Source organism: Pseudodesulfovibrio thermohalotolerans (assembly GCF_021353295.2).
Classification (GTDB): domain Bacteria; phylum Desulfobacterota; class Desulfovibrionia; order Desulfovibrionales; family Desulfovibrionaceae; genus Pseudodesulfovibrio; species Pseudodesulfovibrio thermohalotolerans.
The window spans coordinates 1091964-1109151 of sequence record NZ_CP120635.1 but is presented as its reverse complement, the minus strand read 5'-3'; the positions used below and the strand labels follow the sequence as shown (position 1 = coordinate 1109151).

Genomic DNA, 17188 nt, shown 5'->3' with positions numbered 1-17188 from the left:
GGTTGTGCAAGTGGCAATCGTATCGCGGGAGGAACGGCCCGCTCACACCCACGAACTGTCCCCCCTATGAAATGAACACCGAAGAAATGAACGCCAAAAGAAAGGGGCCCGGCAAATGCCGAGCCCCATGACTTTCGCGCGTTCGCGCCTGTGCAATTACAGGACGCGGAACTTTTTGACGTTACCGGTCTTGTTGTCGATGACGTGCACGCCGCAGGCGATGCAGGGGTCATAGGAGTGGACGGTACGCAGGATCTCGACCGGGCGTTCCGGATCGGCGATCGGGGTGTTGTCCAGCAGAGCCTCTTCAGTGGGGCCGGGCACGTTCATGTCGCAGCGGGGACCGAGGTTCCAGGTGGACGGGACCACGAGCTGGAAGTTGTCGATCTTGCCGCCCTTGATGCTCATCCAGTGGCTCAGAGCGCCACGGGGAGCGTTGACGAAGCCAACGCCCTGCGCTTCGGCGGGCATATCCCAATCCTTGCAGATGTCGAGGTTGCCCTTGGCGATGTTTTCCTTCAGATCGTTGACCATGTCTTCGGTCTTCAGGCAGGTGATGAGGCACTCGATACCACGGGCGCCGGTGCGGCCCAGGGTGGAGAACAGGGCCTCGGGGCCGACTTCCAGTTTGCCGAGGACGAAGTTGACGTACTTGACGAACTCGGGATGACCCAGGCCGTAGTTGACCAAACAGGTGGCCAAAGGACCGACTTCGGTGGCGCGGCCGTCGTAACGGGGAGCCTTCATCCAGGAGTACTTGGTCTTGTCGTCCAGGCTGGTGTACATGGGATCGGTGACACCGGCGTAGGGATGCTTCGGAGTGTCGTCCTTGTACCAGGAGTGCTTGACATGCTCCTCGACCTTGGTGGGATCGAAGGCCATCACGTTCGTGATGTTGCGGTCGAAGATGACACCGGGCTTGACGTACCGGGAGTTCAGATCGGCTTCGCCGCCCTGAGCCGGGTATTCGCCGAAGCTCATGAAGTTGGTGGTGCCGCCGATGGAAGCCCAATCCTTGTAGTAGCTGGCCACGGCAATGAGGTCCGGGATGTAGCAGTCAAGGATGAAGTCCTTGATGTCCGCGTACAAGGCCAGGAAGTCATTGATGTACTTGTCGCTCAGGGCTTCGTAACAGGTTACGCCGCCCATGACGGTGAACTGGGTGTGCGGGTTCTTGGCACCGAACACTGCCATGGCGCGAGCGGCCTTGACCTGCAGGTGCAGGGCGTTCAGGTAGTGGTTGGTGGCAAGCAGGTTGACCTCGGGCGGCAGAACGTAAGCCGGGTGGCCGCCGAGGAAGTAAGCGTTAGTGAAGATGCCCAGGCGGCCGGACTCGACGATGCCCTTGACGGTGTCTTTGGTCTTCTGAAGGTCTTCCTTGGAGGAGACGATCTTCGGATTCGGACGCACGGTCTTGGCGACGGCGACGGCGATTTCAGCGGTCTTGTTGACGTCGGCGGACAGGCAGCCGGCCACGTCAACGAAGTCCAGGGCATGAAGGTGATAGAAGTGCACGATGTGGTCATGCATGAACTGCGCGGCCATCACCAGGTTACGGATGATGGTGGCGTTGTGGGGCAGTTCCTTGTCCACGCCAACGGCGTTGTCGACACAGCGGATGGAAGCGAGTGCATGAGTATAGGTGCAGACGCCGCAGGAACGCTGGGTGAAGTGCTGGGCATCGCGGGGATCACGACCCTTGAGGATGATCTCCAGACCGCGGAACAGCTGGGAGCTGCTGCGGACATCTACGATCTTGCCATCTTCGACCACGGCTTCAATGCGCAGGTGACCCTCGATCCTGGTGACCGGATCAACTACGACATCGTGTTTCCCGTGCGCCATCGGGGCGGCTTTAGGGGAGCAACCGGACATATTGTATCCTCCTTGAGAATTCTGATTCTGTCTGCGTTAGTTGAACGAAACCCGTACGGACGACCGACTAAAGATCGGTCAGATCGGCGTACATGAAGGTTTCGCCGTCCCAATCGGCTCCATCCCAGAAATCGGGCTGGGAGCAGCCGATGCAGGGATGACCGGCCTGAACAGGCCAGTTGTACTGGTTGAACTTGACCGTGGGGCAGTTGTTGAAGGTCTCGGGACCACGACAACCGAGTTTACGCAGACACCAGCCCTTGCGAGCCTCTTCGGAACCGAAGGAAGGTGCAAATTCGTCCATGTCGAAGTGCTCCTGCCTCGGGCAGTTGTCGTGAACGGTCTCGCCGTAGAAGGGGATCGGACGCCCGACGTCGTCGAGCTCGGGGATGCCCTTGGTGAGGAAGTGCACGATGGTGCCGACCAGGGAGAACGGGTTCGGCGGGCAGCCGGGCACGTTGATGATGGCCTTGCCGGGGAACAGCTCGCCAACGCCCTTGGCGGCAGTCGGGTTCGGAGCGGCTTTTTGCACGCCGCCATAGGAGGCGCAGGTGCCGTACGTGATGGTTGCGGCGGCCGCGTTGACTACCTTGGTGGTGGTCTCCAGCATGGTGTGTCCGCCGACCTTGCCGTGAGCACCGGCCTCATTGGCGGTACCGGCCGGAGCGGTGGGTACGCCGCCCTCGATGACGGCGACGAAGTTGCCGGCGTTGACCGTATCCCACAGGGCCTTCTCTGCGGCGTGACCCGCGGCGGCCATGATGGTCTCATGGTAGTTCAGCGAAATGTAATCCAGGATGAGGGCATCGATGTAAGGCTCGACGGTCCTCAGGATGGATTCGGAACAACCGGTACATTCGGCGTTGTGCAGCCAGACCACGTTGGGCCTGTTGTCTGCCGTGAGGGCTTCCGCAATTCTCGGGGCGAAAGCAGGCCCCATGCCCATCACTGCGGCCACGGTTCCGCAGAACTTCATGAAATCACGACGGGAAACGCCGCGTTTTTCCAGCCGTTCCACGGCTCCTTCCTTGCCATGACCTACGGAAAATTTCATAGAACACCTCCGTAATAAAATGAGTCTGTTATGAAGAGAACACCGTTATTCCCAGCATAACCGTCGGGCACACGCCCGAACTCGCACCTAAGCCATCTCCTTGTCACGAATTACATATGCGTGACACGATTCGCATTCTTTTTCCAAGTTCGTGCTATAACCCCCTGGAAAAATTAATTAACAAAGTCGTATCGCGGTTTACAAACAAAATCAATAGGCAACTTCAAAAAACTTTCAAGCGAATCGGCAAACTAGGGCCTTGACAAGAACACGTGACAAAAATCACAGGATACCCTGAACAGGACCATTGGCCGATGAAACCCGATTGAAAAGCCGTCCAGGCTGAAAGGTCGGACCGAACCGCCCCTGCATGAGCCGACGAATTCTGCGCACAATCTATAATTGAATGCATTCTTCCACTAAGGATAATATTCAGCTAAGAATAGGAGACTAACCCTCGACCCTTCGGGAGGTCTTCCGCTTGGCCGTTCTCATTGATCCTTCTTTCTTTCCCTCGGACAAGAAAGCCTCCGCACCGGAGACTTGCTCGCCCAGCACCCCGAATGTCGCAAAGTCGCCGGGCCGCGACCACCGCCGCCGCCCCATGAAAACCAGCCTTCCCGGATGTCGGAGGGCCTTGGTAACGACCGACGCCGGGAAGAGACGGCCCCACGGCATGTGCCGAAAAACCCACGGCGTGGGAACCAAGTCGGCTTGAGGAGAGCGTCCGTCCAATGACCACCGATAACAGAGGAACAGAAAAAGGCAGGAGTCCCGAACGCAGGCCTTTGGAAGAGGGCGGCGCAAGGTCCTTGATCTTCAAGGTCCTGTTCCGCACCCTGCCCCTCCTGCTCGCGGCCGCCCTGCTACTCATGCTTCTCACATGGCATTTCACCCGGCGGGACCTTCTGGCCGAAATCGATACCGACGTCGGCGTCTTCGCCACTGTCACCTGCCGCGTCCTGGACGGTCTCCTCTGGAACTACCAGACCGAGGAGATGGTCAGCGCCCTGGCCTCCATATCAAGCCATTCCGCCATGCTCGGGGCCGAGATTTACGACGAGGACGGCAAGCTTTTCCTTTCATACGGGCTAACGCCGTCCGACCACGTCGACGGCATACTGACCGTATGGCGCGACATCTACCGCCGCCAGCCCGACGGAAGCCGTACCGACATGGGCAGGCTGGCCATCCACTACACCCACGCCTTTGCCGAGGAACGTCTCAAGCTGGACCTTCTGCGGCATATGGGCCTGATCACGTTCATCATATTATTCACTCTGGCTGTGGCGGCCTACGTCTTCAACAAAACCGTGAACCGTCCACTCAAAGTCCTGCGGGACTCCATCCGCACCACGGCAGAGACCGGCCGCCCGACCGAAGCCGAGTGGCGAAGCGACGACGAGATCGGCGAGGTCATCCAGGCTCACAACGACATGCTCGGCCGGCTGGCCGACAGGGACGCGGTCCTGGCGGATAGCGAGCAACGGTACCGCCAGCTCTTTGAAAACGCGCTGGTCGGCATCTACATGACCAACTCCAACGGTATTATCCTGGAGGCCAACAGAACCATGGCCGACATACTGGGCTACGAGTCTCTCGACACGCTGCCGAAGATCGACGTGTTGTCCCACTACATCAATCCCGACGACCGGGTCAGGCTATGGACGACACTGCGCGAGCATGGCGAAATCTCCCGCTTCAGGACCCGGCTGCGCAAAGTGGACGGCGGGATCATCTGGACGGAACTGTCCGGACGGCTGAACCCGGACAGCACCTTCAACGGCATCCTCCAGGACATCACCGACCAGGTGGCAGCCGAGAGGGCCATGGAAGAACGGGACGAGTTGTACCGCGCCTTTTTCGAAGAGAACAAGGCGGCCATGATACTGCACGACCCCCTGGACCTGTCCATCCAGTTCGCCAACCCGGCCGCCTGCCGTTTCTACGGCTACTCAAACGAGGAAATGACCACCATGACGATGCGGGAAGTGGACTGCATGACCGACGCCCAGGTGTACCTTGAACTGAAGGAAGCCGCGAAAGAGCGCAGAAATTACTTCAAGCACGTGCACACCCTCAAGGACGGCACCCGCCGACACGTCGAGGTCTTCACGGGCCCCGTCTCGCTGGGACGCCGCCAGCTCCACTACTCCATCGTCCACGACGTGACCGACAAGCGGCGGCTCGAAGCCCGGCTGCAACGCATGGCCACCCGCGATCAATTGACCGGATCGTACAACCGCCACGCCTTTTTCCATCGCGCCAAGAACGAGTTGGCCCGCGCGCGGAGATTCTCCCACCCGCTGTCCGTGCTCATGTGCGATCTCGACTACTTCAAGGAAATCAACGACACCTACGGACACGCCGTGGGCGACGAGGTCCTGCGCGCCTTCGCCCTGCGCTGCCGGGCCGACTTCAGGCAAAACGACGTCTTCGCCCGGCTGGGTGGAGAGGAATTCGCCGCCCTGCTGGTGGAGACCGACGCCGAACAGGCCATGGCGGTGGCCGAACGCATCCGGGCCATGGCCGAGGCCATGGTCATTCCGTCCGAAGCCGGAGACCTGACCGTCACCGTATCCATCGGGGTCGCGGCCCTGAATGGTGAGGATTCCATCAAGGACTTGCTCAAACGGGCCGACGAAGCGTTGTACGAGGCCAAAAAAGCGGGCCGCAACGCCGTGGCCGGCCGATAAACCGTCGCATTTTTCCGAAACGATCCCCGGCGCCATGCGCGAGGAGGGCAACCGTTATGAACGAATTCATGCTGACCGAGATAAACACCGAACGCTGCCTGTTGCGTCCCTGGCGGGTGGAGGACATCCCCCTGGTTCCGCCGCTGGCCGACACGCGCGACATATCCTGGAACACCTCATTCCGGTTCCCCTACCCCTATGACGAGGAAGCGGCAAAAAACATGATCCACTGGAGCCGCGACGGGGCGGGCGAAAACAAATGGCAATTCGCCGTATTCAGCGACGAAGAGCTTGCGGGCGGCTGCGGGGCCATCCGCGGCAGTGGTGTGGAGACGCACACCGCAACCGTCGGGTACTGGCTCGGCACAGCATGGTGGGGAAAGGGGCTGGCAACCGAGATAGTCGCCGCACTGGTCCGCTACATGCGCGAAGAGACCGACGTGGAACAGCTCACTGCCAGTTGCTTCGGCTGGAATCCGGCTTCCCGGCGGGTGCTGGAAAAAACCGGCTTCGCGCACGAGGGAATGCGCCGGGGCGTGGTCCGCAAATGGGGGAAAACCACGGACCTGTGGATATACGGCCGACCGCTCTAGTCCAGGGCCACCAGCTCCAGGTCGCCCCAAACGGCTACCTTGGCGTCGTACTGTGCAAAGACCCCGTCCAGGCCGTGGGAAGCCAGATCCCGCGCACGACGAAGCACGCGGTCCATGTCTTTCCCGGAGTTGAGCATATTGCACAGGGCCGTGGCCGCGGCATCGGCCAGCCGCGCATCCTTGGAACGCACGGCCACGAGGTCGCCCGACCCTAGGCTCAGGGAATGGCCGATGGTGGCGCTTGAAGCGCACAGGGCCACGGGAAAGGCTCCGGCCTCGATGCGGAGCCCCACGGACGCCCCGGAACCGGGATCGGCCAGCAGGGCCGCCACCCGTTCACGCGTGGACCGCATATAAATATCCCCGCCGTTTTCCACCAATATATTCGGGCTGCGCTCGGCAAAGGCGTCACCCACAGCCTGAGCTACAGATCCGGCCACGGCGGCCATGGGGCCGACTCCGCAAACCTCGGCGGCAAACGCCATGGCCCGGACAATCTCGGGCGCGTCGGCCGGAACGCCCACCGGCTCCAGACTCTCCGCAAATTCCGGATGAAACATGATCCAGTTCTTGATTTCGCCGCGCACCTTGGACACGAATGCCGCGATTTCGTTATGCAAATCCAGTTCGGCCACGACAAGCAAATCGGTCTGCTCCACCGCCACCTGAAACCGGACCTCGCCATCGCGCGGACAAATCGTCCGACGATACCCGCGATCTGTGGAAAGATGCCTCTCCCCCACCATCAAGCCCTCCGGAATATTGTTCCCAATACGGAACAGCTTACGAACACAATAACAAACACATTATCAACAGCAATGCGCGAAACAAACAAATTACGAACATCATTTTCCACAAACGCTCCCCGAAGCGAAGCCGGAAAGTCGCGGAAAAAGGTCGGGAAGGCTTAAGGCCCCGTCCTAGAACCCTTCGTCGGAATTGATGAGAACGATCTTGATGCGCCCTTTGGGGAAAGACTTTTCGGTGATTGTCCAGACGTTGCAAATGCGATCCGGGGAGGAGCAGTCCATACAGTAGCCGGTCTTGACGCAGGGAGTCTTCATTTTCAGCCGCATGGTGTTGACCGGGGCCACGTATTCCTTGACCCGCTCCATGGCGCGCTCCAGATCGGGAACCACTTTATTGCGGCCCACGAGCAGGACCACGTTGCGCGGTCCAAAGGTGATGGCCCCGGTGCGATTTCCATACATGTCAAGATTGACCAAACGGCCGTCGCGCGTGACGGCATTGGTGCCCGCGAAAAAGCAGTCGACCAACAGGGCCTTTCGGCGCAGTTCGTACTTCTCCTCCAGCGAAAGGGCCTTGTCCCAGGTGTCCAGCGCTTCGAAGTCCGGACAGTCGCGCAGATAATCGTAGAGACCGGAAGCGGCCAAGGTGACGGACCCGCCCCAGGAAACGGTCTTCGGCGCGAGCGCGGGCAGCATCTCGTCGATCACGATGGTGCGCGCGTCGTCCAGGGTCGCGGCCATATATACGTCGAAGCCGTTGTTCTCAAGCTGTTCCCTGAGATCGGCGAGGTTCAGGCTCCAATAATTATCCATGGTTTTATCCATGAGGCCTCCGGGATATATTCCCTAAATATGGTTCAGTTCGGGAGAAACGCAAAAACGGGCTTTTTTTCGCTCGCCAAGCGGCGAAAAAACTTGTAGCAGAAAACCCGCTCGGCCGAAAGCAGGCAGCCGGGATAGCCCCCAAAATACAGCTTGACGGCCCTAGTGACAGCGGTTATATGCTTCCGTTCGACGCAACTTCTAGCATAATTTCACTCTTTAGGAGATAATAGGATATGAAACGTACTTACCAGCCCAGCAAATGCCGTCGCAAAAGAACCCACGGTTTCCTGGTGCGTTCCCGCACCAAGAATGGTCGCAAAGTGCTTGCACGCCGTCGCGCCAAAGGTCGCAAGAGATTAGCCGTTTAATTTGGAACAAGGAGCGCCGGCTGCTCCGAAGCCCTGAATTCACAGCTTGTTACGAGCAGGGCAAGAAGCATTTCACGAAAAGTTTCATCCTGTTCATCCTCAAGCGCAGCGAACCCTCGGACGGTATCCGTCTGGGGCTGACTGTCAGTAAAAAGATGGGGCACGCGGTGGCGCGCAACCGTATAAAGAGGGTGGTGCGCGAGTATTTCAGGCTGCATCAATTCGATTTTGATTTGCCTCTGGATATTGTCATTGTTCCGAAGCGGAACCTTGAGGCCAAGCAGCTGACCCTCGCTCTCGCCACGGAAGAGTTCACCCCGCTTTTGAGTCGCCTGTACTCGAAAGCGGCGGCCTCTTAGAGAGGAAATGATGCGCTCGCTATTCTTGGCGCTCATTTGGTTTTACCAGAAACTCATCTCCCCCTTGCTGCCTCCGGCTTGCAGGTTCTATCCGACGTGCTCCCAGTACGCCAAGGAAGCCCTGCTCAAGCATGGTGTCATCAAGGGGTGCCTGCTTACGCTTTGGCGTCTCCTTCGTTGCCAGCCTCTTTGCCGCGGGGGATATGACCCCGTCCCGGCCGTTTGGCCCGACTCCACAACCAAAGCGAGATTCACCCCATGGAGAAGAAGGAGCAAATCCGTCTTGTAATTGCCCTGGTCCTGAGCTTCATTGTCCTCTTCGGATGGCAATACCTCACGGGTCCCTCGGCGGAAGAAAAAGCGGAAATGGCCCGCAAGGCCGCCGAGGCCGAGCAGAAGACGGCCGCCCTCACCGAGCAATCCCAAGCCGCCAAGGCCGCCGCGGAAACCGCTCCCGTCCCCGAATTCGTTCCCACCGACGGCGTGTCCGTCACGGTGGACACGCCTCTGTACACCGCCGTGTTCACTTCCCAGGGCGGCGTGCTCGAAAAGTTCATCCTGAAGAACTACCGCGAGACCATCGAAGCGGATTCCCCCAATGTCGACCTGGTGGGCACGAACGCCTTTGCCAAGGGTCCGCTGGGTCTCATCCTGACCCTGAACGACAAGGAATACCACACCTGGAAACGCGGCAACTGGGCCTTCACCGGGTCCGACCTGGCGATTGCCGAAGGCGAGGGCCCCAAGACCCTGACCTTCACCGGCCAGGTTGACGGCTATCGCGTCGAACGGGTGCTGACCTTCCACGCCGACACCTATCTCATCGACGAATCCGCCACCATCACCAACCTGAACGCGATCGGCGCGGAGGGTGCGCTGTCCTTCACCGCCGCCGCCAAGTCCATGTCCGAAGAGGACAACAGGTACAACCCGACCAAGGTGGCCTACCTGACCAGCGACACCCGCAAGGAAGTGACCGACCGCGACGACCTGCGCGAGGAAGGACTGTCCGCGCCCGGCGGCCTCAAGTGGGGCGCCATCGAATCCAACTACTTCCTGTTCGCGGTCATGCCCAAGACCGAGGACGCCTCCATGTCCGCGGGCCTTCAGGACAACGTGTTCCGCATGGCGGTGACCGACAAGGCCACCTTCCTGCCCAACGTCGCCAAGACTCTGAAAACCTCTTATTTTGTCGGCCCCACTGATCGCAAGATGCTCGCCCAGATGCCCAATGACTTGAGCGACGCGGTCAACTTCGGTTGGTTCGACTTCCTGGCCAAGCCTCTGCTGGTCGGCCTGAACTTCTTCTACGGCTTTGTCGGCAACTACGGCGTGGCCATCATCATCCTGACCATAATCATCAAGCTGATTTTCTGGCCCCTGTCCCAGAAAAGCTACGGTTCCATGGAACAGATGAAGAAGCTCCAGCCCATGGTCGCCAAGCTGCGCGAGAAGTACGGCGACGACAAGCAGCGTCTCAACCAGGAGACCATGGCCCTTTACAAGACCTACAAGGTCAACCCGATGGGCGGCTGTTTGCCCATGGTCGTCCAGATTCCCGTCTTCTTCGGCCTCTACAAGGCCCTGCTCGGTGCGGTCGAACTGCGACACGCCCCCTTCATCGCCCATGTGCCCTTCACCGACCTTCCCTGGCTGGCCGACCTGTCCGCCAAGGACCCGTATTACGTCACGCCTATCATCATGGGCGCGTCCATGTTCCTGCAGCAGAAGATGACCCCGAGCGCGGGCGATCCCACTCAGCAGAAGATCATGCTGTTCATGCCGCTGGTCTTCACCTTCATGTTCCTGCAGTTCCCGTCCGGCTTGGTTATCTACTGGCTCTTCAACAACCTCCTGTCCATCGGGCAGCAGTTGATGATCGCCAGGAAATCCAAGGCCAAAGCGGCCAAGAGCAACGACTAACGCCTCCGGGGGGCATATCCGCCCCGGCTTGATAAGGATATGAGAATGAGCGACTTCAAGGAATTCCAGGGAAAGGACCTGGACGAAGCGATCGAAAGCGCCTGCAACTACTTCAACTTGCAGCGCGAACGCCTGGAAATTGAGATCCTGTCCGGAGGCTCCTCCGGTATCTTCGGCCTCATGGGCGTGAAGAAGGCCAAGGTCCAGGCCCGGCCCCGCGCCCAGGTGAACGCTTCCGACATCCTCAACGGCGAGACCAAGCAGTCCAAGCCCGCACGCCAGGCCAAGCCCAGGCGCGAAAAAGAGCCCGCACCGGCTCCGGTGGACACCAACGAACCCGAAGAAACCTTGGATGAGGAGCCAAACGGCAACCGCATCGAGGAAGAAGTCTTCAATGACGTCAACGGCAACGTGGCCGAGCCCGAGCCGTCCGACGAGGCCCCCGCACGCAAACCGCGCGAAAGGAAGCCTCGGCAGCCCCGGAACGAAAAGAAGGGACGCGAGCGCAAGCCTCGCGAAAAGAAGCAGCGTGAACCGCGTGAACCGCGCGAACCGCGTGAACAGCGTGAACATCGTGAGCCCAGGGAAGCCCGGGAGCCCCGCGAGGAGCCCCGCCGCACCGACATGTCCGCGTTCGACCCGGTTGCGCTCGAAAATGCCGTGCGCGAGGTCATGAACGAAATGTTGACCCCGATCGTGGGCGAAACCTCCGTGGAGATCACCCTGGAATCCGACCGGGTCAAGGTCTTCATCGACGACGAGGAGAACTCCGGCCTGATTATCGGTCGCGAGGGTCAAACCCTCTCGTCCATTCAGTACCTGGTCAACCGCCTGGTCTCCCGCAAGATGGGCGACTCGGTGCGTATCCAGGTGGACACCGGCGACTACCGTGAACGCCAGGATGACAAGCTGAGGCAGATCGCCTGGCACCTGGCCGAAAAGGCGGACTCCCTTGGCAGGACCCAGTCCACCAAGCCCCTGTCCTCCTACCACCGCCGGGTCATTCATCTGGCCCTGCAGGACAACGAGACGGTCTTCACCCGCTCCAAGGGCGACGGTCCCATGAAGCGTGTGCTCATCGTTCCCAAGAGCCGCAAGAACAACGGCCGCGCGCGCTACTAGCGTCGGTTTTCTCCGGCGGCTCCGCGAGTTCCGCACTTCGCCGACCTGCGCAGACTGTTGCGCGCCGAGTCGGGGATTGTTGGAAACAAGAATGCGCCGCTTTCTTGCAAGTCGAATATCTGAAGGGCCGCTCTCTGTAGCGGCCCTTTTCCTTTTTGCCATTCCCCCGAAGCTCCTGTAAGGAATCTCCATGCTCGACCCCAGGCTTTCCAAGGATACCATCGCGGCCATCGCCACCCCGCCCGGAGACGGCGGCGTGGGCATCGTCCGCGTCAGCGGTTCGCGCGCCCGTGAAATCGTCCGCGCCATGTTTCGGCCCGCTCGGGAGACCTTCACGGACTTCCGCCCCTACCGTCTGCACTACGGCCATGTGACCGACGCGGACGGCACGGTTCTGGACGACGCGCTCTGTGCCTTCATGCCCGGCCCCAACTCCTACACTGGCGAAGACGTGGTCGAGATCAACTGCCATGGCGGACGGGCCGTGCTCGGGGCCGTGCTCCAGGAAACGCTGGACCATGGCGCGCGACTGGCCGAACGCGGCGAATTCACCTACCGCGCCTTCATGAACGGCCGAATGGATCTCTCCCAGGCGGAAGCCGTGGCCGAGATGATCCACGCCCCCACCAAGGCGGCCATGCATCTGGCCCAGGTCAAGCTTTCCGGTCTGCTCGGACAAAAAATAACGGAACTCCGCTCCCGGCTCGAAGCGCTTCGCGCCCAACTGGCCGTGGCCGTGGATTTTCCCGAGGAGGAGTTGGAATGCCTCTCCCCGGAGCAACTGATCGGGACCGTCGAGGGGGTGCGCGGAGAGATCGGCTCGCTGCTCAAGGCCGTCGATCGCACCCGCGCATGGCGCGAAGGCGCGCTGGTCGTCCTGGCCGGCCGGGTCAACGCGGGCAAATCGAGCCTCATGAACGCCCTGCTCGGCCGCAACAGGGCCATCGTTACCGACCAGCCCGGCACCACCCGCGACTACCTTGAGGAAACCCTGAATCTGGACGGCCTGACCGTCCGTCTGGCCGACACCGCAGGCATTCGCGCCACCGAGGACGCGATCGAGGCAGCCGGTCTCGAAATGGGCCGCGAACTCATGGACCGCGCCGACCTCGTCCTGCTGCTTGCCGACGGGACCGCCCCGGTTGACGCCGACACCCTGGACGCGGCCCGGCGCATCGGCCCCGAAAAGGCACTGGCCGTGCTGAACAAGGCGGACCTCGACACGTTCGATGCGCAAAACGGCGAAACGCTCAAGGCCGTCGGCCTGGAAACCGCGTCCGTCTCGGCCAAGAGCGGTGACGGACTGGACCGTCTGTCCGCCCGCATCCGGGAGCGCGTCCTCGGGAACGCGGGACAGCCCGATCCCGACGAACTCGCCCCCAACGCCCGCCAGGCCGCAGTGCTGGCCGAAGCCGACCGCGAACTGGCCGCGCTGGCCGGGGACACAGCGGCCGGAATTCCCTACGATCTCCTGAGCGTGCGACTGGAAACCGCCTGCGACGTGCTCTCCGGCATCACGGGCGAAATCGCCGCAAACGATATTCTCAACTCCATCTTCGACTCCTTCTGCATAGGTAAATAACATGACAATGGAACCGGAATTCATCGACGTGCAGCATGTGACCTGTGGCCTGGTACCGCTCATGCAGACTTATCTGGAAGGGACAGAGCCCGAAGTGGACTCCGTCTCCTTCAAGGTCCGTCAGGGCATCCAGACCGAACTGTGGAACTCCTTCGGCACCGGCAGCCGGTGGCGGCTTACCGAAATCACCTCGGACCTCTTCTTCGATGTGGCCACCTTTGTGCGCGTGGAAGTCTCCGCGCTGGACCCGCTCGGGCTGATGGAATTCTAAACACGCAGCCGACAGGCAGGGCGATCTTCCCCTCCCCGACAGCCAACCAGCCTTCACGGAGAATGGAATGCCACAACTTTTACTCGCCTTGCTGGTCCTGCTGCTGGCGGCCGTTCCCGCCGCCGCCCTGGAACTGACGCCCGCCGGACGCTACGCCTCCGGCGTCTTCGACGAATCCGCCGCCGAAATCGTGGTCTACGATCCCGAGGTTGGACAGGCCTATGTGGTCAACGGCCACATGAACGTCGTGGACGTTCTCGACGTCTCGGATATCCGCAACCCCGTCAAAAAGACCAGCTTCGACTTTTCCGCATACGGCACGGCGCTCAATTCCGTGGCCTGCCGCGACGGCATGATCGCCGTCGCCGTGGAGGCCGCCCCCAAGCAGGCTCCGGGCCATGTGGTCGTGGCGGACCGCACGGGAAACGTCCTTGCCGCCTTCCGAGTCGGCGCTCAACCCGACATGGTCACCTTTTCGCCCGATGGGAAATACATCCTCGCCGCCTGCGAAGGCGGCCCCGACGACGCCTGCTCCGTCGACCCCGAAGGCTCCATCAGCATCATCGACATCTCCCCCGGCCTGGACAAAGCCGTCAACCGCAGCGCCGGATTCGCCGCCTTCAATCCCCTCCGGAAACACCTGAAGGCAAGGGGCGTACGCCTCTCGCATCCCGGCTCCACCGTGGCCCAGGACCTGGAACCGGAATACATAGCCGTATCCCCCGACTCCCGGCTCGCCTTCGTCACCCTGCAGGAAAACAACAGCGTGGCCGTGGTGGACATCCCGAAAGCAACGGTTGTCGAAATCCTGGGCCTCGGCCTCAAGGACTGGTCCGGCCTGGTCATGGACGCCAGCGACAAGGACAAGGCCGTCAACCTCAGGCAGTGGCCCGTGTATTCCGCCTACATGCCCGACGGCATCGCTGCCTACGCCGTGAACGGCCGCAACTATTTCGTCACCGCCAACGAGGGCGATTCCCGCGAATACGATGAATATGCCGACGAAAAGCGGCTGTCCAAAGTCGAACTCGACCCGAGGGCATTCCCCGAAGGCGGCAAGCTTCAGGACAACAAGGCTCTGGGCCGCCTCAAGACCATCACGGACCTGTCCGACACTGACGGCGACGGCGACTACGACCGTATCGTCGCTTTCGGCGGCCGCTCCTTCTCCATATGGGATGAGAACGGCAGCCTCGTTTTCGACTCCGGCGACAGGTTCGAGCGCATCCTGGCCCGATTCCATGCATACGGATTCAATGCCGACAGCGACAAGAACAAGTTCGACAAACGCTCGGACGACAAGGGGTGCGAACCGGAAGGCGCGGAAATCGGCGTGGTCGACGGTCGAACTTACGTCTTTATCGGGCTTGAACGCATGGGCGGGGTGATGGTTTTCGACATCACCGACCCCCAAAACCCTTTCTTCGAGACCTACCGGCTGGACCGCGACTTCTCCGGCGACCCCAAAGAGGGCACGGCCGGCGATCTCGGCCCCGAAGGCGTGCATTTCGTTCCCGCCGCCGAGAGCGGCACGGGCGACGCCCTGCTCTTCGTGGGCAACGAAACTTCCGGGACCACGACCATCTACACGGTGCGATGATCCGCGCCCCCCGAAATTAAAAGCCCCCGCAGGTCCAATGTCCGGCGGGGGCTTCGTTTCCGAGTGGAGCGGCTAGGCGTCTTTGGGGAGTTCTTCCACACCGTCCTTACTGACGTCCGAAGCCAGGTACCTAAGGATCAGGTAGCCGAGCACCCCTGAAACCAGGGAGGCGAAGAGAATGGCGATCTTTGCCAGCGCAACCAGGCTCGTGCCCTCTTTAAACGCCAGGTTTCCGATAAAGATGGACATGGTGAAACCGACACCCGCAAGGCAGGACGCGCCCCACAGGTGGACCATTGTGGTCCGGTCCGGGAACGAGGCAAAACCGAGCTTGTCGATGATCCAGCACGCCCCGGCGACGCCTATCTGTTTACCCACCACCAGTCCGATGAACACGCCCAGGGAAACCGGCGTGAGCAACTCCTGAAAGACATTTGCATCCAGTTGCACGCCCGCGTTGGCCAGGGCGAAAACAGGCATGATGAAAAACGACACCCATGGATGCAGGGAATGCTCGATGTTCTGCAACGGCGTGGTGGCCGCATCGTATGCGTGCTCCATGGAATGCAGGGCCATCTGCTGCTCCTTGTTGGTCAACACGGTCTTGCCGGGGGTGATGGCCATTTCAAAGACTTCGGCGGCGTGGCGAAGCTCTTCGACAAAGGTGGAGCAGTTCATGCGTGTTCCGGCCGGTATGGTCATGGCCGCCAGCACGCCCGCGATGGTGGCATGAATGCCGGACATGAGGAAGGCCAGCCAGACCACGACGCCGAACACCAAATACGGAATGGAGTTGCGGATGCGCCAGCCCAGGTTGAGCATGAGCATAAAGGCGAGCGCGGCCAGCCCGATGAAGAGGGCCATCAGATTCAGGGTGTCGGTGTAGAAGACGGCAATGACCAGAATGGCTCCGATGTCGTCCACGATGGCCACGGCGGTCAGAAAAATCTTGAGTCCCACTGGCACCCGGCTGCCCAGCAGGGACATGATGCCAAGGGCAAAGGCGATATCCGTGGCCATGGGGATGCCCCATCCCGGAGCCGACTCCAGCCCGCTGTTCAGGGAAAAGAAGATGAGCGCGGGCACGGCCATGCCGCCCACGGCGGCGGCTACTGGCATGATGGTCTGACTCGGCGTGGACAGCCCGCCCACCATCAGCTCGCGCTTGATCTCCAGCCCCACGAGGAAAAAGAAAATGGCCATGAGGCCATCGTTTATCCACAGCAACGAAGGCTTGGACAAAACCCAATTTCCCACCCCCACAGTCAGCTTGGTCTGCCACAGCGCATGGTAGCTCGCGGCCCATGGAGAGTTGGCCCAAACCAGGGCGGCTATGGTGCAGGCCATCAGCGCGATACCGCCAGCGGCCTCCATACGGAAGAATTTATCGAATGAACTCAGTACGTAATGGACCGGCAATGGCCTGTCCTGAGGTTGCCTCATAGGTCGCTCCTATTGCGGTTATGATGCATATTTATAACACCATTTGCCCCAAGGGCAACACTCGGTGATTATTTAGTCGATATTTTCAAACGGTTTCCATATTGCTCACCCGCCGGACGATTCGAATACGGCGGTCCGTTCGCCGCCCGGCCGCATCGTCACATGCTCCCGCCGATCAGGCCCGTTTGGGAAAATGCCGGGTGCGAAGCTTGCCTTCGGCCCCATGGAAGCTTACTAGTCTGTTTTCCATTTTTGATTAAATTGGAGGAACCATGCGCAAAGACGTAACCCAAGACAAGTCCGTGGTTGCCGACATTCTGGACGGAGCCGAGGTCGTCTGGCTGGCTCTTGCCGACAAGGACGGCCCCTACTGTGTTCCCGTGAACTTCGCATCGGACGGCGACACGCTCTACATCCACTCGGGCATGAAGGGACGCAAGGCCGCCTGCCTGGATTCGGGCGCGCCTCTGGCCTTCTCCGCCGCCGTGGACATGCGGCTCAAGACCAACGACGAAAACGCCTGCAAATTGGGATACCACTTCCGCTCGGTAATGGGCGACGGCACGCCCCGCGCCCTTGCCGGCGACGAAAAAATGCGCGCCCTGGACCGCATCACCCTCAAATACGCGGGCCATAAACTCCCCTACAATGAACAGGTTTTGGGCATCACCGCCGTGTATGCCATTGCCATCACATCCGCCACCGCGCGGATCAAATAACGAGAGGGA

Annotated in this window: 16 protein-coding genes; 11 read left to right on the top strand and 5 right to left on the bottom strand. The window is 60.6% G+C overall.

Going from position 1 to position 17188, the window contains the following annotated elements:
* Positions 1-156: 156 nt before the first annotated feature.
* Positions 157-1875 (bottom strand): nickel-dependent hydrogenase large subunit, encoded by a 1719-nt coding sequence (locus tag LF599_RS05015; RefSeq protein ID WP_279522520.1) that lies wholly within the window; start codon positions 1873-1875, stop codon positions 157-159.
* Between the two features lie 67 nt (positions 1876-1942).
* Positions 1943-2929: a hydrogenase small subunit gene (locus LF599_RS05010; RefSeq protein ID WP_279522519.1), complete on the bottom strand. Its 987-nt coding sequence runs from the start codon at positions 2927-2929 to the stop codon at positions 1943-1945.
* 734 nt (positions 2930-3663) lie between these two features.
* Here LF599_RS05010 and LF599_RS05005 point away from each other — a divergent pair.
* Both LF599_RS05005 and LF599_RS05000 read left to right on the top strand, forming a co-directional pair.
* Positions 3664-5625 (top strand): diguanylate cyclase, encoded by a 1962-nt coding sequence (locus LF599_RS05005; RefSeq protein WP_279522518.1) that lies wholly within the window; start codon positions 3664-3666, stop codon positions 5623-5625.
* Between the two features lie 56 nt (positions 5626-5681).
* Entirely contained in the window at positions 5682-6218 is a 537-nt protein-coding gene (locus tag LF599_RS05000; protein ID WP_279522517.1) for a GNAT family N-acetyltransferase, read from the top strand.
* Here the strand turns inward: LF599_RS05000 and LF599_RS04995 are convergent.
* Together LF599_RS04995 and LF599_RS04990 are read right to left on the bottom strand one after the other, a co-directional pair.
* Complete coding sequence (locus LF599_RS04995) at positions 6215-6961, bottom strand: UPF0280 family protein (RefSeq protein ID WP_279523078.1); 747 nt, start codon at positions 6959-6961, stop codon at positions 6215-6217. The genes LF599_RS05000 and LF599_RS04995 overlap by 4 nt on opposite strands.
* A gap of 177 nt (positions 6962-7138) precedes the next feature.
* Positions 7139-7792 carry a lactate utilization protein gene (locus tag LF599_RS04990; protein WP_269941501.1) on the bottom strand — a complete coding sequence of 218 codons (654 nt, stop codon included), beginning with the start codon at positions 7790-7792 and terminating at the stop codon, positions 7139-7141.
* A gap of 233 nt (positions 7793-8025) precedes the next feature.
* Between LF599_RS04990 and rpmH the strand changes: the two genes are divergently transcribed.
* From rpmH to LF599_RS04950, 8 genes are all read left to right on the top strand, one after another.
* Positions 8026-8160: a 50S ribosomal protein L34 gene (gene rpmH, locus LF599_RS04985; RefSeq protein WP_071546398.1), complete on the top strand. Its 135-nt coding sequence runs from the start codon at positions 8026-8028 to the stop codon at positions 8158-8160.
* Positions 8148-8519 (top strand): ribonuclease P protein component, encoded by a 372-nt coding sequence (gene rnpA / locus LF599_RS04980; protein WP_279523077.1) that lies wholly within the window; start codon positions 8148-8150, stop codon positions 8517-8519. Before rpmH ends, rnpA begins: the two co-directional genes overlap by 13 nt.
* A 7-nt stretch (positions 8520-8526) precedes the next feature.
* Positions 8527-8808: a membrane protein insertion efficiency factor YidD gene (gene yidD / locus LF599_RS04975; RefSeq protein WP_279522516.1), complete on the top strand. Its 282-nt coding sequence runs from the start codon at positions 8527-8529 to the stop codon at positions 8806-8808.
* Complete coding sequence (yidC, locus tag LF599_RS04970) at positions 8778-10442, top strand: membrane protein insertase YidC (RefSeq protein ID WP_279522515.1); 1665 nt, start codon at positions 8778-8780, stop codon at positions 10440-10442. The genes yidD and yidC overlap by 31 nt, the downstream gene beginning before the upstream one ends.
* A gap of 45 nt (positions 10443-10487) precedes the next feature.
* Positions 10488-11564, top strand: coding sequence for a Jag family protein (locus LF599_RS04965; RefSeq protein WP_269941502.1), 1077 nt, complete (start codon positions 10488-10490; stop codon positions 11562-11564).
* 190 nt (positions 11565-11754) lie between these two features.
* Positions 11755-13146, top strand: coding sequence for a tRNA uridine-5-carboxymethylaminomethyl(34) synthesis GTPase MnmE (mnmE, locus tag LF599_RS04960; RefSeq protein WP_279522514.1), 1392 nt, complete (start codon positions 11755-11757; stop codon positions 13144-13146).
* Between the two features lies 1 nt (position 13147).
* On the top strand, positions 13148-13417 hold the full coding sequence (locus LF599_RS04955; protein ID WP_269941503.1) for a hypothetical protein: 270 nt from the start codon (positions 13148-13150) through the stop codon (positions 13415-13417).
* A 67-nt stretch (positions 13418-13484) separates the two neighbouring features.
* Positions 13485-15017 (top strand): choice-of-anchor I family protein, encoded by a 1533-nt coding sequence (locus LF599_RS04950; RefSeq protein WP_279522513.1) that lies wholly within the window; start codon positions 13485-13487, stop codon positions 15015-15017.
* A 72-nt stretch (positions 15018-15089) separates the two neighbouring features.
* On the opposite strand, the gene nhaA is transcribed toward LF599_RS04950, so the two are convergent.
* The gene (gene nhaA / locus LF599_RS04945) at positions 15090-16460 is read right to left on the bottom strand and encodes a Na+/H+ antiporter NhaA (RefSeq protein ID WP_279522512.1); all 1371 of its coding nucleotides are present in this window, start codon (positions 16458-16460) and stop codon (positions 15090-15092) included.
* Between the two features lie 272 nt (positions 16461-16732).
* Here nhaA and LF599_RS04940 point away from each other — a divergent pair, with 272 nt between their 5' ends.
* The gene (locus tag LF599_RS04940) at positions 16733-17179 is read left to right on the top strand and encodes a pyridoxamine 5'-phosphate oxidase family protein (RefSeq protein WP_279522511.1); all 447 of its coding nucleotides are present in this window, start codon (positions 16733-16735) and stop codon (positions 17177-17179) included.
* Positions 17180-17188: the final 9 nt, after the last annotated feature.